The sequence below is a fragment of the Tepidimonas sp. HKU78 genome (assembly GCF_049860815.1).
In the GTDB taxonomy this organism is placed as follows: Bacteria; Pseudomonadota; Gammaproteobacteria; order Burkholderiales; family Burkholderiaceae_C; genus Tepidimonas.
Genome location: NZ_CP187547.1, coordinates 582,687 through 601,897, shown reverse-complemented (window position 1 = coordinate 601,897; position 19,211 = coordinate 582,687). Strand labels below are relative to the sequence as shown.

At 66.9% G+C, this 19,211-nt stretch carries 16 protein-coding genes; 8 read left to right on the top strand and 8 right to left on the bottom strand.

Translation table 11 applies throughout. The features are described 5' to 3' along the window. Positions 1-48: 48 nt before the first annotated feature. From ACPYIS_RS02985 to ACPYIS_RS02955, 7 genes are all read right to left on the bottom strand, one after another. A complete protein-coding gene (locus ACPYIS_RS02985; RefSeq protein WP_424860115.1) occupies positions 49-1,314 on the bottom strand; it encodes a phenylacetate--CoA ligase family protein in 1,266 nt (421 codons plus the stop codon). Between the two features lie 58 nt (positions 1,315-1,372). Beyond that, complete coding sequence (locus ACPYIS_RS02980; protein ID WP_299020010.1) at positions 1,373-2,182, bottom strand: ABC transporter ATP-binding protein; 810 nt, start codon at positions 2,180-2,182, stop codon at positions 1,373-1,375. Positions 2,183-2,332: 150 nt separating this feature from the next. After that, entirely contained in the window at positions 2,333-3,670 is a 1,338-nt protein-coding gene (locus ACPYIS_RS02975) for an ABC transporter substrate-binding protein (RefSeq protein WP_424860116.1), read from the bottom strand. A 47-nt stretch (positions 3,671-3,717) separates the two neighbouring features. Continuing rightward, positions 3,718-4,794, bottom strand: a complete 1,077-nt coding sequence (locus ACPYIS_RS02970; RefSeq protein WP_424860117.1) for a branched-chain amino acid ABC transporter permease — start codon at positions 4,792-4,794, stop codon at positions 3,718-3,720. 13 nt (positions 4,795-4,807) lie between these two features. After that, positions 4,808-5,737 carry a branched-chain amino acid ABC transporter permease gene (locus ACPYIS_RS02965; protein ID WP_424860118.1) on the bottom strand — a complete coding sequence of 310 codons (930 nt, stop codon included), beginning with the start codon at positions 5,735-5,737 and terminating at the stop codon, positions 4,808-4,810. A gap of 13 nt (positions 5,738-5,750) precedes the next feature. Further along, positions 5,751-6,536, bottom strand: a complete 786-nt coding sequence (locus ACPYIS_RS02960) for an ABC transporter ATP-binding protein (protein WP_424860119.1) — start codon at positions 6,534-6,536, stop codon at positions 5,751-5,753. Between the two features lie 40 nt (positions 6,537-6,576). After that, complete coding sequence (locus ACPYIS_RS02955) at positions 6,577-8,523, bottom strand: AMP-dependent synthetase/ligase (RefSeq protein ID WP_424860120.1); 1,947 nt, start codon at positions 8,521-8,523, stop codon at positions 6,577-6,579. A gap of 204 nt (positions 8,524-8,727) precedes the next feature. On the opposite strand from ACPYIS_RS02955, the gene ACPYIS_RS02950 reads away from it, so the two are divergent. From ACPYIS_RS02950 to htpG, 6 genes are all read left to right on the top strand, one after another. Further along, positions 8,728-9,441, top strand: coding sequence for a Crp/Fnr family transcriptional regulator (locus ACPYIS_RS02950; protein WP_424860121.1), 714 nt, complete (start codon positions 8,728-8,730; stop codon positions 9,439-9,441). Between the two features lie 175 nt (positions 9,442-9,616). Further along, entirely contained in the window at positions 9,617-10,483 is an 867-nt protein-coding gene (locus ACPYIS_RS02945) for a DUF4394 domain-containing protein (RefSeq protein WP_424895111.1), read from the top strand. Positions 10,484-10,499: 16 nt separating this feature from the next. Next, positions 10,500-11,099: a methylamine utilization protein gene (locus ACPYIS_RS02940; RefSeq protein WP_299019054.1), complete on the top strand. Its 600-nt coding sequence runs from the start codon at positions 10,500-10,502 to the stop codon at positions 11,097-11,099. Further along, a complete protein-coding gene (locus ACPYIS_RS02935; RefSeq protein ID WP_425973852.1) occupies positions 11,096-13,513 on the top strand; it encodes a putative bifunctional diguanylate cyclase/phosphodiesterase in 2,418 nt (805 codons plus the stop codon). The genes ACPYIS_RS02940 and ACPYIS_RS02935 overlap by 4 nt, the downstream gene beginning before the upstream one ends. Continuing rightward, positions 13,510-14,280 carry a pseudouridine synthase gene (locus ACPYIS_RS02930; RefSeq protein ID WP_366139707.1) on the top strand — a complete coding sequence of 257 codons (771 nt, stop codon included), beginning with the start codon at positions 13,510-13,512 and terminating at the stop codon, positions 14,278-14,280. The genes ACPYIS_RS02935 and ACPYIS_RS02930 overlap by 4 nt, the downstream gene beginning before the upstream one ends. Positions 14,281-14,433: 153 nt before the next feature. After that, positions 14,434-16,371, top strand: coding sequence for a molecular chaperone HtpG (gene htpG, locus ACPYIS_RS02925; protein ID WP_424858549.1), 1,938 nt, complete (start codon positions 14,434-14,436; stop codon positions 16,369-16,371). Positions 16,372-16,389: 18 nt separating this feature from the next. Here htpG and ACPYIS_RS02920 read toward each other — a convergent pair whose 3' ends face one another. Continuing rightward, on the bottom strand, positions 16,390-16,995 hold the full coding sequence (locus tag ACPYIS_RS02920) for an AAA family ATPase (protein WP_299019048.1): 606 nt from the start codon (positions 16,993-16,995) through the stop codon (positions 16,390-16,392). A 110-nt stretch (positions 16,996-17,105) separates the two neighbouring features. On the opposite strand from ACPYIS_RS02920, the gene ACPYIS_RS02915 reads away from it, so the two are divergent. Both ACPYIS_RS02915 and ACPYIS_RS02910 read left to right on the top strand, forming a co-directional pair. Continuing rightward, positions 17,106-17,966 (top strand): class I SAM-dependent methyltransferase, encoded by an 861-nt coding sequence (locus ACPYIS_RS02915; RefSeq protein WP_299019045.1) that lies wholly within the window; start codon positions 17,106-17,108, stop codon positions 17,964-17,966. After that, on the top strand, positions 17,963-19,204 hold the full coding sequence (locus ACPYIS_RS02910) for a cation:proton antiporter (RefSeq protein WP_424858550.1): 1,242 nt from the start codon (positions 17,963-17,965) through the stop codon (positions 19,202-19,204). Before ACPYIS_RS02915 ends, ACPYIS_RS02910 begins: the two co-directional genes overlap by 4 nt. Positions 19,205-19,211 lie beyond the last annotated feature (7 nt).

Here is a 19,211-nt window from a genome sequence, read left to right as displayed (position 1 = left end):
CATCCGGCTACTTGTTGCGTGGGGACAACGGCTCGCCTGAGCGGGCGGTCAGTCGTAGGTACGAGCGTCTTCGATCACTTTGCCATCGTTGGGCAGCGACCCACTGGCCACCAGCTCGACCGTGCCGCGCAGCTTGGTCACCTCGCGCAGCGTGGCGTGCAGGGCCTGCTCGAGCGCGGGCGAAGGTTGATCGGTCTCCGCCAGCAAGCGCATGTGGTCGTCGGCCATGCGGCCGCTGACCACCAAGCGCGCCCGACGCACTTCCGGGTGTCTGCGTACCACCTCGGCCACCTGGGCCGGGTGCACGAACATGCCCTTGACTTTGGTCGTCTGGTCGGCCCGTCCCAGCCAGCCGCGGATGCGGGTATTCGTACGCCCGGTGGGGCATGGGCCGGGCAGCACCGCCGACAGGTCGCCCGTGCCGAATCGGATCAGCGGATAGTCCAGGTTGAGCGCGGTGACCACCACCTCGCCCACTTCGCCGTCCGGCACCGGTTCGTCGGTGCCGGGGCGCACGATTTCCACGATGACACCTTCGTCGACGACCAAGCCCTCGCGCGCGGCCGTTTCGTAGGCGATGAGGCCGACGTCGGCGGTGGCGTAGGCTTGGTACGCGACCACGCCCCGCTCCGCCAGCCAGTCGCGCAGGCTGGGCGGGAAGGCCTCGCCCGAGACCAGCGCTTTGCGGATGGGCAGTGTCCGGCCTACCGCTTCGGCTTTTTCCGCCAAGATGCGCAAAAAGCTTGGCGTGCCGCAATACGCCACCGGCTGCAAGTCGAAGATGGCCGCCAGTTGCTGCTCAGTGTTGCCCACCCCACCCGGAACCACCGGGCAGCCCAGCGCCTGCGCGCCCGCCTCCATGATCCACGCCCCCGGCGTCAAGTGGTAGCTAAAGGCGTTGTGGATCAAGTCGCCGGGTTCGAAGCCGGCGGCCACCAGCGCGCGCGCGCTGCGCCAATAGTCGCTCGCGTGGCCCTCGGGTTCATAGATGGGGCCGGGCGACTGGAATACGCGTCGCACGCCGCGGGCGCGCAACAAACCGTTCCAGCCGATGGTGGCCAGCCCTCCGAAGGGATCGCCACCCTCTTGCCGCGCCGCCTGTTGGCGCTCCATCAACTCATGTTTGCGCAGCACGGGCAGGCGAGCGAGCGCGGCGCGCGTGGTGATCTGGGCAGGGTCGATCCCTGCCAGCCGTTCACGCCACGCCGTCGAGTGCGCGCACGCGTGCGCGATCAGTTTGGGCAATGCGGCGAACTGGGCGGATTCGCGCTCGGCCGGGGAACGGGTTTCGAGGGCGTCGTAATGGGCAGGCATGGTACGCAGCGTCCAAAGGTCGTCGAGGAGGGCACGGGGCCAGGGGGGGGCAGCAGGGTCAGGCCAGCCAGCGCTTGCGGCGCTTGTAGCTCTTGACCTCGCGAAAGCTCTTGCGCTCACCACCGCCCATGCCCAGGTAGAACTCTTTGACGTCTTCGTTGTTGCGCAGGTCCTCGGCCTTGCCGTCCATCACGATGCGGCCCGACTCCATGATGTAACCGTAATTGGCGTAGCGCAGCGCCATGTTGGTGTTTTGCTCCGCGATCAGGAAGGAGACTTTTTCCTTCTGATTGAGGTCCTTGACGATCTCGAAGACTTCTTCCACGATTTGCGGCGCCAGCCCCATCGAGGGCTCGTCGAGCAACACGACGCTGGGGTTGGCCATCAGGGCGCGGCCGATCGCACACATCTGTTGTTCGCCGCCCGAGGTGTAGGCGGCCTGGCTGGTGCGCCGTGTCTTCAGGCGCGGAAAGTAGGTGTAGACCTTCTCCAGGTTGGCCGCGATTTCGGCCTTGTCCTTGCGCGTGTAGGCGCCCGTGAGCAGGTTCTCCTCGATGGTGAGGTGGGCAAAGCAGTGCCGCCCCTCCATGACCTGCACCACGCCGCGTTTGACCAGTTCCGCTGGCGTGAGGTTTTCGATGCGCTCGCCGCGCAGCTCGATCGAGCCCTTGGTAACCTCGCCACGCTCGCCCTTGAGCAGGTTGGAGATGGCGCGCAGCGTCGTCGTTTTGCCCGCGCCGTTGCCCCCCAGAATGGCGGCGATCTGGCCCTCGGCGAGCTGCAATGAAACGCCCTTGAGCACCAGAATGACGTGGTTGTAGATGACCTCGATGCCGTTGACGGTGAGGACGGGTGGGGTTGTCGTCATGGCGGACCTCGATGAAATGACTGGGTGCGACGGCACCACGCGCCAGCACCGACGCGGCGGCGCTGGCGGGTGGTGACGGGAGCTGCCAACCCCGATGGGCGCTGCTCCCGTGGTGGACCCGGGGGGGGAAGTCGCGCCCCCCGAGTCGTATCAGGACTGGCAGTCCTGCGGCGTGCGGCGTTGGATCTTCTTCTCGGCCGCGTACTTGTCCGCGGCTGCGCGCACCATCGGCTTGATAATCTGCTCGTCGGCCTGGTACCAGTCACTCGTGAACTGCCACTTGGTGCCGTCCCAGGTATGGATACGCGCCCAGGCCGCGCCCATGTGGTCCTGGCAGCTGGTGGAAATCGGCCGCATCACGCCCTTGAAGCCCAGCGCGTCGAGCTTGGCCTGCGTCAGGTTGAGGTTTTCCAGACCCCAGCGCACCTGCTCGCCGGTCATGACTTTGCCCTTGCCGAAGCGCTCTTGCGCCGCGCGCACACCCTCCACGGCCAGCATCGCGCTCATCGCGCCGCGCACGTACAGCACCGATCCGACCTCTTCCTTGGGTCCCGTGCCCTGGCCCTTGCCGTGAACCTTCTCCAGGATCTCCTTGATGAACGGGGCGTTGGGTTCGGCGCCGTGTTGCATGGTGATCGCGTTGTAGCCCTTGGCTCCCATGCCAACGTCTTTGACGTCCGGCTCGGCGCCGGCCCACCACACGCCATACATCTTCTCACGCGGGTAGCCAACCGCTTGGGCTTCCTTGAGCGCGGTGGAGTTCATGACGCCCCAGCCCCACAACAGGATGTAGTCGGGGCGCTGTTGGCGAATTTGCAGCCAGGTGGATTTTTGTTCCACGCCGGGGCTAGTCACCGGCAGCAGGCTGAGCTGGAAGCCATGCATGGCGGCGCGTTCCTGCAGCAGCGGAATGGGTTCTTTGCCAAACGGGCTGTCGTGATAGACGAGCGCGATCTTCTTGCCCTTGAGGTTGGCCAGGCCACCTTCCTTCTTGCCGATGTGCTGGATGAGCACGTCGGCGGCGACCCAATAGGTGCCCGCGAGCGGGAAGTTCCATTTGAAGACGCCGCCGTCTTGCGATTCGCTGCGACCATAGCCTGCGGTGATGAGCGGGATCTTGTCGACGGGGGCCTTTTCGGTCAGTGCGAAGGTGATGCCGGTCGACAGCGGCTGGAACATTGTGGCACCGCCATTCTTACCTTTGAGGCGTTCGTAGCACTCGACGCCGCGGTCGGTGGCGTAGCCGGTCTCGCATTCTTCCCAAACGATCTTGACACCATTGATGCCACCGCGCGCGTTGGTCAGCTTGAGGTAGTCCACGAAGCCATTGGCCCAGGGCACGCCATTGGGCGCAAAGGCGCCGGTGCGGTACACCAACACGGGGAAGAATTGCTCCTTGGCCTGTGCATAGGCCGCGTTGCCCAGCAGTGCGCTGGACAGAAGGGCGGAGGCTGCCGCGGCAGCGAGGAGGGCGGAACGTGGCTTCATGGTCTGTCTCCTTGGGTGGTTGAAGCACGGGGTGGAAAAGGCATGCATCAGTGTGGGAACGGCCAGATGCGCAACTTTTGTTTGCCGATACTCCACAGTTTGGCCAAACCGTGCGGCTCGACGATCAGGAACCACACGATCAGCGCGCCAAAGATCATATGCTCGGTATGAGACACCGTTGCTGTCGAGATGGCAATCCCGAATAACCCGCCCAGCCAGGGCAGGAACTGGTTCAGAAAAATCGGCAGCAGCACGATGAAGGCAGCGCCAAAGAAGCTGCCCATGATGGAGCCCAGCCCGCCGATGATGACCATGAACAGCAGCTGGAACGAGCGGTCGATGGAGAAGGCGGCGGGCTCCCACGAGCCCAGATGCACGAAGCCCCAGAGGGCGCCGGCCACGCCGATGATGAACGAGCTGACCGCGAACGCCGACAATTTGGCATAGACCGGGCGGATGCCGATGACGGCGGCGGCCACGTCCATGTCGCGGATCGCCATCCATTCGCGCCCGATCGCGGAGCGCACCAGATTCTTGGCCAGCAGCGCAAACACCACCACGAACGTCAGGCAGAACAGGTATTTCTCCATCGGGGTGTCGATCGTCCAGCCAAGCACGCTCAGATTGGACACCGACACCGACCCCGATGGATTGTTATTCGTGAACCAGCCAATGCGCAGGAACGCCCAGTCGCAGAAAAACTGCGCTGCCAGCGTCGCCACCGCCAGATATAGGCCCTTGACGCGCAGGCTGGGGATGCCAAAAATGATGCCCACGATCGTGGCGCACAGGCCGCCGATGATCAACGCGGCGATGAGCGGCATGCCCTCGACGCGGATGAAGGCGTTGTAGGCCATGTAAGCCCCCACCGCCATGAAGGCGCCCGAGCCGAGCGAGATTTGCCCGCAGTAGCCGACCAGGATATTCACCCCGATCGCAGCCAGCGACAGGATCAGAAACGGAATCAGGATGGCACGAAAGAAGTATTCATCGGCCAGTAGTGGCACGCCGACGAACGCAAACGCCACCAGCGCCAGGATGAACCAGCGGTCCTGCGCAATCGGGAAGATCTGCTGGTCCTCCCGGTAGCTGGTCTTGAATTGGCCATTTTCACGGTAGATCATGGTGGGGAGTTCCTTACACGCGGTCGATGATCTTCTCGCCGAACAGGCCCTGCGGACGGAACAGCAGGAATACCAGTGCCAGCACGTAGGCGAACCAGATTTCGATGCCGCCGCCGACGTAGGGGCCGAGATAGACCTCGGAGAGCTTTTCGCCCACGCCGATGATGAGGCCGCCGACGATGGCGCCGGGCACCGACGTCAGCCCGCCCAGGATGATGACCGGCAGCGCGCGCAGCGCCACCGTTGACAGCGAAAACTGCACGCCCAGCTTGGAGCCCCAGATCATGCCGGCCACCAGCGCGACGATGCCGGCTACGCACCAGACGATGACCCAGATGCGGTTGAGGGGGATGCCGATCGACTGCGCGGCCTGGTGGTCATCGGCCACCGCGCGCAGGGCGCGGCCCGTGCTCGTCTTCTGGAAGAACAACGACAAGGCGGCCACCAGCACCGCGGCGATACCGGCGGCGAAGAGGTCCTCCTGATTGAGCAGCAGTCCCCCCTCGAACGTGCCCTCGAGCACGAAGATCGGGTCCTTGGGCATCCCGATGTTGATCTGGTAGATGTCGCTGCCGAAAATGGTCTGTCCCAGGCCGTCGATGAAGTAGGCGATACCGAGCGTGGCCATGAGCAGCGTGGCGCCCTCCTGGTTGACCAAGTGGCGCAGCACCAGGGCCTCGATCAGCCAGGCCAGCGCGAACATCAGCAGCGCCGCCAGTGCGAAGGCCAGCACGTTGGCCAGCAGCAGGCTCTCGAAGCCGAACCACTGCGGCAACCATTCCGAAAAGCGCGCCATCGCCAGCGCGGCAAACAGCACCATCGCGCCCTGCGCGAAGTTGAACACGCCGGATGCTTTGAAGATCAGCACGAAGCCGAGCGCCACCAGCGAGTACAGCATGCCGGCCATCAGGCCGCCAAAGAGGGTTTCCAGAAAAAAGGCCATCGTCGGGGCTCCTTCAGTGGCTCGTGCCCAGGTAGGCGCGGATCACGTCTTCGTTGTTGCGCACCTCGTCGGGCGTGCCGTCGCCGATCTTCTTGCCATAGTCCAGCACCACCACGCGGTCGGAGATGTCCATCACCACGCCCATGTCGTGCTCGATGAGCACGATGGTGGTGCCGAATTCGTCGTTGACGTCGAGGATGAAGCGGCACATGTCCTGCTTTTCCTCGACGTTCATGCCCGCCATCGGCTCGTCGAGCAACAGGACTTGCGGCTCCATGGCCAGCGCGCGACCCAGGTCGACGCGCTTTTGCAGCCCGTAGGGCAGCTGCCCCACGGGCGTTTTGCGCCAGGCCTGGATTTCCAGGAAGTCGATGATGCGCTCGACTTTCTCGCGGTGTTCGATTTCCTCGCGCTCGGCCGGACCGATGCGCAGTGCCTGCAGGAAGAGGTTGCTCTTCATGCGCAGGTTGCGCCCGGTCATGATGTTGTCGAGCACACTCATGCCCTTGAACAGGGCCAGGTTCTGGAACGTGCGCGCGATGCCCATCTCGGCCACCTGGCGCGAGTTCATGTGCGTGAACGTCTGGCCGCGGAAGGTGATGCTGCCCTCCTGCGGCGTGTAAACGCCGTTGATGCAGTTGAGCATCGAGCTCTTGCCCGCTCCGTTGGGGCCGATGATGGCGCGGATCTCGTGCTCCCGGACGTTGAACGAGATGTCGGTCAGCGCCTTGACGCCGCCGAATCGCAGGCTGATGTTCTGGACGTCGAGGATGACGTCACCGATTTGCTTGTGGGCCATGGGGCATCCTGAAAGGTCGAAGTGCCGTCGGGCGCGTGCTTTAGGCCGCGGCCTTCAGGGGGGCGAAGGTCTTGGCGTCCACGATCCGCAGGGTCGCGCTGATCTGGCCGGTGCGGCCGTCCTCGAACTTGACCTGGGTCTCGATGTACTGCTCGGTCTTGCCGCCGTAGAGTGCGTCGACCAGCACCGCGTACTTCTCGGCGATGAAGCCGCGGCGGACCTTGTTGGTGCGCGTGAGTTCCCCGTCGTCAGCGTCGAGCTCCTTGTGCAGGATCAGGAAGCGGTGGATCTGGCTGCCCGAGAGCATCTGATCGCGGCTGAGGTCGGCGTTGACCTTTTCCACGCACTCCTGGATCAGGGCGTACACCTCCGGCTTGCCGGCCAGGTCGGTGTAGCCCGCGTAGGGCAGGCCGCGCCGTTCGGCCCAGTTGCCCACGGCCTCGAAGTCGATGTTGACCATCGCGCAGACCTTCTCGCGCCCGTCGCCGAAGGCCACCGCCTCCTTGATGTACGAGAAGAACTTGAGCTTGTTTTCGACATATTTGGGCGCGAACATCGCGCCGTCGTTGGGCCCGCCCTTGAGGCGCCCCACGTCTTTGACGCGGTCGATGATCTTCAGGTGCCCGGAGCTGTCCAGGAAGCCGGCGTCGCTGGTGTGGTACCAGCCGTCGGCGTCCAGCACCTCGGCGGTGGCCTTGGGGTTTTTGTAGTACTCCTTGAGCAGCCCGGGCGAGCGCACCAGGATCTCGCCCTGCTCGGACAGCTTGATTTCCACCCCCTCGCACGGCACGCCGACGGTGTCGGCCTTGACCTCGTGGTCGGGCTGCAGGCAGACGAACACGGCCGTCTCGGTGGAGCCGTAGAGCTGCTTGAGGTTGATGCCGATCGAGCGGTAGAAGGTGAACAGGTCCGGGCCGATGGCTTCGCCGGCGGTGTAGGCCACCCGCACGCGCGAAAAGCCCAGCGTGTTGCGCAGCGGGCCGTAGATCAGGATGTCGCCCAACGCATACAGCAGCCGGTCGCCCAGACCGACGGGCTTGCCGTCCATCAGCTGCGGGCCGACGCGGCGGGCCACGTCCATGAAGGTGTGGAACAGCTTGCGCTTGAGGGCGCCGGCGTCCTCCATGCGGATCATGACGCTGGTCAGCAGCCCCTCGAACACGCGCGGCGGCGCAAAGTAGTAGGTCGGCCCGATTTCCTTCAGGTCGATCATCACGGTGCTGGCCGATTCGGGGCAGTTGACCACGTAGCCGCACGCCAGCCACTGCGCGTAGCTGAAGATGTTCTGCCCGATCCACGCCGGCGGCAGGTAGGCCAGGACCTCTTCCTTTTCGGTCAGCTTGTCGAACTTGGCGCCCACTTCGGCGCGGTTGAGCAGCGTGAAGTGGGTGTGCACCACGCCCTTGGGGTTGCCGGTGGTGCCGGAGGTGAAGAACATCGCCGCGACGTCGTCCGGGCGGGCCTTTTCCACCTCTTCCTGGAAGAAGTCGGGGTGCTCCTGGCAGAACACGGCGCCCGCGGCCTCGATCTCCTTCAACCCCGCCAGGCCGGGCGCGTCGTAATTGCGCAGCCCACGCGGGTCGTCGAACAGGATGTGCGCAAGCTGCGGGCACTGCGGCCGGATCTCCAGCATCTTGTCGACCTGCTCCTGGTCTTCCACGACGACGAAGCGCACCTCGGCGTTGTTGATCGGGAAGACGCATTCGGCCGCCACGGCGTCCTGGTACAGCGGCACCGGGATGGCGCCGAGCGACTGCGCCGCGAGCATGGTGGCGTACAGGCTGGGGCGGTTGGCCCCGATCACCACCAGGTGCTCGCCCCGTTGCAGGCCCAGCTGGTGCAGGCCGGCGGCAATGTGCCGCACGCGGTCGAGCATCTGGCGCCAGGTGGTCGTTTGCCAAATGCCGTATTCCTTTTCGCGCATGGCGGGCGCGTCCGGGCGCGCGCTCGCGTGCTGGATCAGCAGGCGGGGAAATGTCGTTTGCATACAGGCTCCTCTGCCGCGGCGGTCGTGTCAACACGAGGCGGTGCCGCTGTGTTGCCGCAAATGTACGGGTGCGTTTGACGCTGTTCTGTCTGTCCGTTGACAATCTAGGGGTTGCCCTAACTGGGACTTTCCCTAGGTGCTTTCGGGCGCGGGAGAGCGTGGGCGAAGAATGGCGACACCACAGCGGGAGTTCGAGGGACCACCGTGAGCCAAGCCAATCGACTGCGGCAGCGCGCGCGCGCGCTCAACGAGGACGAGCTCGCCAGCATCCCCTGGCTGACCCGGCTAGAGGGCGAGGCGCGCCTGCGGGCCGTGGATGCGCTCGTGGTCAGCGAGGCCGATGCGGGCGACTACATTTGCCGCGTCGGGCGGCCGGTGACGTATTGGTTCGGCCTCATCGACGGGTTGCTCAAAATGAGCAACGACGACAGCCAGGGGCCGATCATGACCTTTACCGGTGTGGCCCCGGGCGGCTGGTTCGGCGAGGGCACGGCACTCAAGCGCGAGGCCTACCGCTACAACATCCAGGCCCTGCGCCGCAGCCGCGTGGCGGGGTTGCCGGTGGATACCTTTCACTGGCTGCTGGACCATTCGATCGCCTTCAACCGCTTCGTGATGCACCAGCTCAACGAACGCCTGGGGCAGTTCATCGCCGCGCGCGAGATCGACCGCATCACCGACCCGGACGTGCGCGTGGCGCGCAGCCTGGCCAATCTTTTCCATCCGGGTCTCTTTCCGGGTGTGGGGCAGGTGCTGCGTATCACCCAGCAAGAGCTGGCGTATCTGGTGGGCCTGTCGCGCCAGCGCGTCAACTTGGCGCTGGCGCGCTGGCAGCAGGCGGGCGCGATTCAGGTGGAGTATGGGGGCTTGCGGGTGCTCGATCTGCAGATGCTGCGCCGCGCCGGACTGCCGTCGTGAGGCTTGAGTCGGGCGGGCCGCAAGGGCGCAACCGCAGCAGGCAGCAGGCGGCGCTTTGTCGTATAAGATGACATTGATATATCAGCGGTGCGCGGGACCGGGCGCGGCAGTCACGCCGGGGCCCGGAGGTGTTCCCTCAGCCGTGTCCGTGACTCAACGACGAAAGGAGATGCCGATGTCGAGCGGGTGGACTCCGATGACGCGCTGGGTAGCGCGGGCCATTGCCGCCATATCGTTGCTCGCAGCAACCGTCGCCAGCGCGCAGCCCGCACGGGCACCGCAGCCGCATACGCTGTGGGTGCTGACGGCATCGCACACCCTGCTCCAGGTGCGCGCGGATGCCCCGCAGAAGGTGGTGCAGCGCCGCCCACTGCAGGGACTCGAATCGGGAGAATCCGTCGTTGGCATGGATTTTCGTGTGGCCAAAGGTGTGCTCTATGCCGTGACCGACCGCAACCGCTTGCTGACCATCGACACCGCGACCGGCGCGGTGCGCGAGGTGGGGCGAATCGCGGATTTGCCACTGGCCCCAGGGCCAGTGGGCGTGGATTTCAACCCAACGGTGGACCGGCTGCGCCTCACTACCGCGCAGGGTGTCAACGCGCGCGTGCACCCCGATACCGCCGCGCTCATCAAGCGCGATGCCGACTTGCAGTGGGTGGCTGGGGCGCCGGACGCCCAGCCGCCGCGCGTGCTGGCGTCGGGCTACACCTACAACACGCGGGACGAAAAAAAGACCACCAAATACGCCATCGATGCGCGTGGGCTGCTGCTGATGCAAGGCTCGCACGAAGATGCCTCACCCTTCGTGTCGCCCGATCTTGGGGGGCTGACGGTCGTCGGGCCGCTTGGCACCGGCCCGCTGGCCGACGCGGCCTTCGACATCGCGGACGTCGACAACGCGGCATTCGCAGCTGTGCGGGCGGAAGCCTCTGGCGCGCCGACGCGGCTGCTGCGGGTGGACCTGGGCCGCGGCAGCGCGCAGGACTTGGGCCCTCTGGGCGATGGCGAGGCCGTGCGTGGCCTGGCCATCGAGCCGTGACGCGGGCGGTGTTCCCATGTGGCGTTGGCTGGTGGTGGGGCTTTGGCTGGCGGCGACCTTGGCCAGCGCCGCCGAGTTGCGGGTGACGGTGCGCGACGCGCGCGGCCAGCCGCTGCCGGAGGCGGTCGTGATGCTGGAGTCACCCCAGGCCGCCCGTGCGGTCACGCCTCTGACTGGGGTCGAGATGGTTCAGCGTGACAAAACGTTCAATCCCCAAGTGCTGGTGGTCACGCGTGGCACGGCGGTGTCCTTTCCGAACCAGGACACGGTGCGGCACCACGTTTACTCGCTGTCACCGGCCAAGCCATTCGAGATCAAGCTCTATGCCGGCACCCCCGCCAACCCGGTCGTGTTCGACCGGGCCGGTGTCGTGTTGCTCGGCTGCAACATCCATGACCACATGGTGGGGTGGATCGTGGTGGCGGACACCCCGTACCATGGCTTGACGGACCCCAAAGGCACGACGCGGCTGGCACCGGTCCCGGCCGGTGCCTATGCGCTGGTGGTGTGGCACCCGGATCTGCCGGTCGGCTCCAACGGCGTGCGCCGCGCCGTGACCCTACGCGACGGCGCCCCGGTGGTGGTCGACGTGGTGTTGGCGGAGGTGGGGCGTTGAACGCGCGCGCGGACGGGCGGCACGGCTGGCGCCACACCCGGCTGGCGCCGCGCATCGTGGGCATCAGCGTCGTGTTGCTGTTGCTGGTGCAGGCCGTGGTCTTTGCGATCGTGCGTGTGGGCATCGAGCGGCAGGCGCAGGCCGTCATTGCCAAGGAACTGGCCACGGGCGAGCGCGTCTGGCGCCGGTTGCTCGACCAGAACGCGGCGCGGCTGCGGCAGGGCGCCCAGTTGCTGGCCAGCGACTACGGGTTTCGTACGGCCGTCGCCTCGGCGGATCGCGAGACGGTGCTGTCGGCGCTGGAAAACCACGGTGAGCGCATCGGGTCGGTGCTGACGGCTTTTCTGGATGCCGAAGGACGGCTCGTCACGCGCACCGACTTGCCCGCCACCGCGTTGTCGCCGCAACAAGTGGACGATCGGCTGCAGGCCGTGGCCCGCTCGCTGGCCGAGCAGCCGCAGCGACCGAGCGTGCTCGCACTGCTGGACCGTGTGCCCTACCAGTTCGTTCTGGTGCCGGTGCGCGCGCCACTCGTGATTGGCTGGGTGCTGATGAGTTTTCCGATCGACCAGGCCTTGGCCGACGATATGGATCAGCTATTCGCGGTGCCGTTGGCCGTGGTGGGCCACGGGCCGGGGCAGGAGCCGGCGGTCGTGGTCAGCACCGGGGTGGCGCGGCCGCCGCAGCGGCACGCCGCGATCGCGGCGCTGCCGCTGGGGGTGAGCCCCTTGACCTTCGATGGCGAGCGCTACCTGGCGCGGGCCTTTGCGCTCGATACGCTGCACGGCGAGGCCACCACCGTGCTGTTGCGCTCGGTGGACGAGGCGATGGCGCCGTTTTGGCAGCTGCAGTGGCTGCTGCTGGTCGTCGCGGCGCTGGGTGTGGCGCTGTTTGCAGCCATCAACTGGGCGGCGATGCGCCGAGTAACGCGGCCGCTGCGTGCCCTGACCCGTGCAGCCCAAGCCCTGGAACGCGGCGAAGCCGCGGTGGCGCTGGAGGGCGCCGACCGCGGTGACGAGGTGGGGGCGCTCGCCCGCGGGTTCGAGACCATGCGCAGCAGCCTCGCGCGTCAACAGGCGGACATTCAGCGCTTGGCGTTCGAGGACCCGCTGACGGGGCTGCCCAACCGGGCGCGGCTGCGGCTGGCGCTGTTGCAGGTGTTGGACGGACGGTCGCCGTCCCACCCGCTGACGGTGCTGACGCTCAACCTCGATCGATTCAAACACATCAACCACGTGCTGGGCTACGCGTTTGGCGACACCGTGCTGCGCGCCGCGGCCCAACGCCTGCGCGACGTGGTGGACGCCCCGGGTGCGCTGCTGGCGCGGGTGGGCGGAGACGAGTTTTGCGTGCTGGTGCCGGGTGCCGATGCCGATGCGGCCATGGCCCTGGCCGAGCGGCTTGCGGCGGCCTTTCAGGCGCCGCTCGTGCTGGACGAGCAGACGGTCGATTTGAGCGCGGGCATGGGCGTTGCGGTGTGGCCCGACGATGGCGCCGACGCCGATACGCTACTCGGGCGGGCCGAGATTGCGATGCGGGCCGCCAAGGCGCGCGCCGAGCACTGCTTGCGCTATGACGCCGCGCTCGATGCCGGCAGCGCGCAGACGCTGTCGCTGCTGAGCGACCTGCGTCAGGCGGTCGACCGGCACGAGCTGCGCTTGTATCTGCAGCCCAAGATCGACGTGCGCACCGGGGCCGTGGTTGCCGCCGAGGCGTTGGTGCGCTGGCACCACCCCCGGCGCGGCCTGGTGCCGCCGATGCAGTTCATCCCGTTTGCCGAGCAGACGGGGTTCGTGCGGGCGTTGACGCGCTGGATGGTGGAAGAGACCGCGCGCCAGTGGCCGGGGCTGCAGGCCGCCAGTCCCGGTTTGCGTGTGGCGATCAACCTCTCGACGCGCGATCTGATGGCCCCCGATTTGGTCGAATGGCTCGAAGCGTGGCAGCGCCGCCACGGGATCGGCCCGGCCGCGGTCGGTTTGGAGATCACCGAGAGCGCTATCATGGACGACCCGCAGCGGGCCGAAGCGACGCTCAATCGACTGGCCGCGATGGGTTTTCGGTTGTCCATCGACGATTTCGGCACGGGTTACTCGTCGCTGGCCTACCTGAAGCGGCTGCCGGTGCAGGAGCTCAAGATCGATCGCTCCTTCGTGATGGGCATGGAGCGCGCAGCCGACGACGCCGTCATCGTCCGATCCACCATCGACCTGGCGCACAACCTGGGGTTGTCGGTGGTGGCCGAAGGGGTGGAAAACGCAGCCATCCTGGTGGCACTGCGCGACCTGGGCTGCGACGAGGCGCAAGGCTACCACATCGCGCGGCCCATGCCGGTGGACGACTGGGCGGCTTGGTGCCGCACCTGGCGCAGCACGGGGTCACCCGCCGCGCCCCCGTCGGGTACAGTGGCGGCATGACCATCCGTTTGAACAAGCGCTTGGCCGACCTCGGCCTGTGTTCGCGCCGCGAGGCCGACGAGTGGATCGCGCGTGGCTGGGTGCGCGTCAACGGGCACCCCGCCACGCTGGGGCAGACTGTCACCGAGGCCGATCGCATCGACGTGGCGGCGCCTGCCCGCGCCCAGCAGCGCGAGCGGGTGACGATCGTGTTGCACAAACCCGTCGGCTACGTCAGCGGTCAGCCCGAGGACGGCCACCCCAGCGCGGCCACGCTGATCCGGCCACAGACCCGCTGGTGCGAGGATCGGTCGCGGCGGCGGTTTCAGCCGGCCCACGCGCGTGGGCTTGCGCCCGCGGGCCGGCTGGATATCGATTCCACGGGGCTGCTCGTGCTCACGCAAGACGGCCGGGTGGCCAAGGCGCTGGTGGGCGAGCACTCGACGGTGGACAAAGAGTATCTGGTGCGCGTGCAGTGGGGGGCGCCGGGTTCGGCGGGGGTGGTGGCGCGCAACGTGCAGGCGGTCTTTCCGCCGCAGCGCTTGGCGCTGTTGCGCCACGGGCTGGCGCTCGACGGTGTGGCGCTGCGGCCCGCCCAGGTCGAGTGGGTCAATCCCGAGCAGTTGCGCTTCGTGTTGACCGAGGGCCGCAAGCGCCAGATCCGCCGCATGTGCGAGCAGGTGGGTCTGCACGTGGTGGGCCTCAAGCGCGTGCGCATCGGCGGCGTGACCTTGGGGGCATTGCCGCCGGGCCAGTGGCGCTACCTGGGGGAGCACGAACGCTTCTGAGGCGGTGCCGCAGCGGCCGGGGCGGCCGTGAGCTGGCCTCTTGAAATACGGGCGCTCTGTCCCCAGTGTCCTATTGTTGCGGGGCGGGCGGATGACGAGCCGTATGTTCCCGCAGGGCTTTACCCGTTTTCGGTTGTAACGGACGTCTGATTCATGAGCAAACACACCCACGCGTTTCAGGCCGAAGTGGCCCGGCTGCTGCACCTGGTCACGCACTCGCTGTACTCCAACCCCGACATCTTTTTGCGCGAGCTGATCTCCAACGCATCCGACGCGTGCGACAAGCTGCGCTTCGAGGCACTGGCCAACCCCGCGCTGTACGAGGATGCGCCCAACCTGGATATCCGCGTCACGTTCGACAAGGCGGCCAAGACCATCACCATCACCGACAACGGCATCGGTCTGAGCGAGGCGGAAGCCATCGAACACCTGGGCACCATCGCCAAAAGTGGCACGCGCGAGTTTTTGCAGCGGCTCTCGGGTGACCAGCAGCAAGACGCACAGCTGATTGGCCAGTTTGGCGTCGGTTTTTACTCGGGCTTCATCGTCGCCGACCGCATCACGGTGGAAAGCCGCCGCGCGGGCCTGGCGCCCGAGCAGGGCGTGCGCTGGAGCAGCGACGGTACGGGCGCCTTCGAGACCGAGGCCATCACCCGCGCCGCGCGCGGCACCAGCGTCATCCTGCACCTGCGCGACGACAAGAGCGAATACCTCAACCGCTGGAAGCTCAAGTCCATCATCGGCAAATACTCAGACCACATCTCGCTGCCGATCCTGATGCCCAAGGAGCAATGGGACAAGGACAAGGGCGAGTACGTGCTGCTGGACGAGTGGGAGCAGGTCAACGCCGCTAGCGCCCTGTGGACGCGGCCCAAGAAGGACATCAGCGACGAGCAGTACATCGAGTTCTACAAAACCATCGCCCACGACGACGAGCCACCGCTGGCCTGGAGCCACCACCGGGTAGAGGGCAGCACCGAGTACACCCAGCTGCTCTATATTCCGGCCAAGGCGCCGTTCGACCTGTGGAACCGCGACAAGCGCGCGGGCGTCAAGCTCTACGTCAAGCGCGTCTTCATCATGGACGACGCCGAAGCGCTCATGCCCACCTACCTGCGCTGGGTCAAGGGCGTGGTCGATTCGGCCGACCTGCCGCTCAACGTCAGCCGCGAGCTGTTGCAGGAAAGCCGCGACGTCAAAGCCATCCGCGACGGCAACACGCGCCGCGTGCTCGCCATGCTGGAGGATTTGGCCGCCAAGGACCGCCTGCCCGAGGGCGAGGCGTGGGATGCGCTGTCCGACGACGAAAAGGCCCAGGCCCAGCGCGACGCCGGTCGCTACACGCGCTTCTGGGCCCAGTTCGGCGCCGTGCTCAAGGAAGGGCTGGGCGAGGACTTCGCCCACCGCGAGCGCATCGCCCGCCTGCTGCGCTTTGCCTCCACCCAGAGCGACGCGCCCACCGTCAGCCTGGCCGACTACAAGGCGCGCATGAAGGAGGGGCAAAAGGCGATTTACTACCTGACCGCCGACACGCTGGCCGCGGCCAAACACAGCCCGCAGCTCGAGGTGTTTCGCAAGAAGGGTATCGAGGTGCTGCTGATGACCGACCGCGTGGACGAGTGGGCGCTGTCGTTTTTGCACGAGTTCGATGGCACCCCGCTGCGTTCCGTGGCCAAGGGCGCGGTGGATTTGGGCGAGCTGCAAGACGAGGCCGAGAAACAAGCGGCCGAACAAGCCGCCGAGGCATTCAAGCCCGTGCTCGAGCGCCTGCGCGATGCGCTCAAAGACCGGGCCAAGGACGTGCGCGTGACCAGCCGCCTGGTCGAGTCGCCCGCCTGTTTGGTGGTGGACGATGGCGAGTATTCGCTCCAGCTGGCGCGTCTGCTCAAGGCCGCGGGTCAGAAGGCGCCGGAGGTCAGACCCATCTTGGAAGTCAACCCCGAGCACGCGCTGGTGAAAAAGCTCGCCGACGCAGGGGAGCGCTTCGACGACTACGCGCACATCTTGTTCGACCAAGCGCTGCTGGCCGAGGGCGGCCTGCCCGAGGACCCGGCGGCCTACGTGCGCCGCGTCAACGCGCTGCTGGCGTGACGGCAGGCACCGCCGCCGTCAGCCGGCGCTGGGCTGGCCCAGCGTGCCCGTCCACTCGATGATCTTGCGGTGGTCGGGCGGCAGCAGGGTGTAGCGGATGCCCTCGGCGCTGAGCAGGTTGCGCATTTCGGCATCGATCTGGCGCGCCCGGGTTTCGTCCTGCAGTCGGCCAGCCCGAATGTAGGGCTTGTCCGGGTCGCGCTCGGCGAACACGTTGATGTGGTCGAACTGGTGGTACCACGCCAGGATCTGTTTGCGCGTCTTTTCGACGTCGCAGATATTGTCCGGGTAGTGCGCGTTGTAGTACAGCAGCTGCGGCAGTCCGCCCTCCGTGACCAAGTATTGCACCTGGCCGTCGAGGGCGGCCAGCATGTTGTACTGCAGCAGCGCGATGTCGTACTGGTTGCGCAGCGCGTCGGTGTCGCCCTGCCAGACCAGCGCCTTGGCCACTTCCGGCACCAGCTCCACGGTCTTGTGCATCAGGTGCAATTTGAGCACGATGGCCGAGGAGTACAGCGATTTGTCGCAGCCTGGCCCACCGATGATGTTGATGACCTTGGTGGGGTAGCGTCGCAGTTTGTTTTCTGGCAGCTTCGGGGTGGTGTAGCCGACGATGGTACCCATGGCAGTCTCCTCTGCTCGACCGGCTCGACGCCGCCACACGCGGCGAGCACCGGTGCCCCATGCTAGCACCATTGGCGCGGCGACGCGACGCCCGCGCGTATGATCGCCGCATGTCCCGCGCCCGCCATCGCCCACCCGCGGCCAGCCTCGCCCCCGACGTGCTGGCCGAGCTGTACGCCGGCCAGTCGGTCGCCTTGCTGCAGGAGCTGCATATCCTGACGCGCGACGCCCGACTCAATCAGGACTCGCGCCGCAAGCTCAAGCAGGTCAACCACCTGCTGCAGTTCATTGAGCCGTTGCTACAGCAAGCGCTGCAGGCGCGCGGCGACGTGACGCTGGTGGACCACGGCGCGGGCAAGTCTTATTTGGGGTTTTTGCTCTACGACCGGTTTTTTGCCCAGCGCGCGGTCGGCACCGTGTGGGGGGTCGAGGCGCGCGCGGAGTTGGTCGCGCGCTCGGCTGACCTGGCACAGCGCTTGGGTTTTGCGCGCATGCGCTTCGTGGCGGCGACGGTGCGCGACGCGATGGCGGCGCTGCCCGCGACGGTGGACGTGGTCACCGCGCTGCACGCCTGCGACACCGCCACCGACGACGCGATCGACTTCGCGCTGCAGCGGCAGGCGCAGGCGATCGTGGTTGTGCCCTGCTGTCAGGCCGAAGTAGCGGCCGCGCTGCGCCGCCACAAGGCGCTGCAGCTGGCGCGCACGCCGCTGGCCGAGCTGTGGCGGCACCCGCTGCACACGCGCGAGTTTGGCAGCCAGGTCACCAATGTGATGCGCTGCCTGCGGCTGGAGGCGATGGGCTACGACGTGACCGTGACCGAGCTCGTGGGCTGGGAGCACTCGTTGAAAAACGAGCTGATCCTGGCGCAGCGCACGGGACGCCGCAAGCGCAGCGCCGCCGAGCGGCTGGCGCGCATGCTCGATGAACTGGGGCTGGCGGAACTGCGTGCGCGTTTTGCGGTCGCATGACCATGGCAGGTTTCGATTCGATACGGGCCGCACTGCTGGGCTGGCCTGCGCTGCTGTGGTTGGCATGGTGGCTGGGGGAGCGCTGGCAGCCGCACGGCGTGCCGCGGGTGAGCGTTTACGTGGCCGTTGGCCTTGCGGGCAGCGCCATCGGGCTTGCCGTGGGCTTGGATGCCGACAGCGGCGGGCCGGCGTTGCTCGCGCAGCTTGCGCTGTCGCTGGTGTTGTTCGAGCTGGGCTGCCGCATCCACCTGGGTTGGTTTCGGCGCAACCCGTGGGTGCTGCTGATCGGGCTGTTGCAGTCGGTGGTGATTTTCGTCGCCGTGCTGTGGGCCTTGGCCGCCGCCGGGTTGGGGGGGCAGTGGCGTCCGCTGCTCGCCGCCGTTGCGGTGGCGGCGTCGCCGGCCAGCTTGCTGCGTGTGGCCAATGACTTGCGTGCCGCCGGGCAGGTGACCGAGCGCGTGTTGCACCTGGCCGCTATCCAGTGTGTGGTGGCGGTATTGCTCGTCAAAGGGGTGACCGGCCACTGGTACCTGAGCGAGGCGGGGGATTGGGCGCAGGCCGCCCTCGGCAGTGTGTATGCGGTGGGCATCTCGATCGCGCTGGGTGTGGCGCTGGCCATCGTGGTAGCGGCCCTGCTGCGCGGGCCGTTCACGTCACCCGCAGCACCCACGGTGGGCTACGCGTTGGCACTGGTGTGGCTGACGGTGGTGTCCGACGCGCTGCACCTGTCGCCGCTGCTGGCGGCGCTCAGTTTTGGCGTCGCTTTGCGCGAGCGGCGCGTGTTCGTGGCCAACGCACAGCGCGACTTCGGCTCGCTGGGCCTGCTGCTGGGTGTGTTTCTGTTCGTCTATGTCGGCTCGCGTTTGTCGTGGGATGCGCTGACACAGGGCGCCGTTTGGGGCGTGGCCGCCGTCGTCTTGGCCGCCCGGATTCTGATCCCCGTGGCCATCCACGCGATGTTGGCCGTACCCAGCGGCACCACGCCGCGCAAAGGGGCGCTGACCGGTGTGGCGCTGGTGCCGATGTCGGCCATGACGCTGTTGCTGCTCGAGCGCAGTATCGTGCTGGGCCTGCCGCCAGCGGCCGAGGCCCTGTGGTTTCTGTCCGCCGCACTGTTGTGGTTGGAGTTGTGCGGTCCGTGGGTCACGCAATGGGCGCTGGTTGCCGCGCGCGAGGCTGGCTCGCCATCGAGGGGGCCGGCCACGGCGTCCGTCCCCCCGAGTCCGCCCCCGCGTTGAGGAGCCC

Excerpts from the sequence above, each read along its gene's own strand:
- ACPYIS_RS02985 (WP_424860115.1), bottom strand. The coding sequence starts at position 1,314 with ATGCCTGCCCATTACGACGCCCTCGAAACCCGTTCCCCGGCCGAGCGC.
- ACPYIS_RS02980 (WP_299020010.1), bottom strand. The coding sequence starts at position 2,182 with ATGACGACAACCCCACCCGTCCTCACCGTCAACGGCATCGAGGTCATC.
- ACPYIS_RS02975 (WP_424860116.1), bottom strand. The coding sequence starts at position 3,670 with ATGAAGCCACGTTCCGCCCTCCTCGCTGCCGCGGCAGCCTCCGCCCTT.
- ACPYIS_RS02970 (WP_424860117.1), bottom strand. The coding sequence starts at position 4,794 with ATGATCTACCGTGAAAATGGCCAATTCAAGACCAGCTACCGGGAGGAC.
- ACPYIS_RS02965 (WP_424860118.1), bottom strand. The coding sequence starts at position 5,737 with ATGGCCTTTTTTCTGGAAACCCTCTTTGGCGGCCTGATGGCCGGCATG.
- ACPYIS_RS02960 (WP_424860119.1), bottom strand. The coding sequence starts at position 6,536 with ATGGCCCACAAGCAAATCGGTGACGTCATCCTCGACGTCCAGAACATC.
- ACPYIS_RS02955 (WP_424860120.1), bottom strand. The coding sequence starts at position 8,523 with ATGCAAACGACATTTCCCCGCCTGCTGATCCAGCACGCGAGCGCGCGC.
- ACPYIS_RS02945 (WP_424895111.1), top strand. The coding sequence starts at position 9,617 with ATGTCGAGCGGGTGGACTCCGATGACGCGCTGGGTAGCGCGGGCCATT.
- ACPYIS_RS02940 (WP_299019054.1), top strand. The coding sequence starts at position 10,500 with ATGTGGCGTTGGCTGGTGGTGGGGCTTTGGCTGGCGGCGACCTTGGCC.
- ACPYIS_RS02930 (WP_366139707.1), top strand. The coding sequence starts at position 13,510 with ATGACCATCCGTTTGAACAAGCGCTTGGCCGACCTCGGCCTGTGTTCG.
- htpG (WP_424858549.1), top strand. The coding sequence starts at position 14,434 with ATGAGCAAACACACCCACGCGTTTCAGGCCGAAGTGGCCCGGCTGCTG.
- ACPYIS_RS02920 (WP_299019048.1), bottom strand. The coding sequence starts at position 16,995 with ATGGGTACCATCGTCGGCTACACCACCCCGAAGCTGCCAGAAAACAAA.
- ACPYIS_RS02915 (WP_299019045.1), top strand. The coding sequence starts at position 17,106 with ATGTCCCGCGCCCGCCATCGCCCACCCGCGGCCAGCCTCGCCCCCGAC.
- ACPYIS_RS02910 (WP_424858550.1), top strand. The coding sequence starts at position 17,963 with ATGACCATGGCAGGTTTCGATTCGATACGGGCCGCACTGCTGGGCTGG.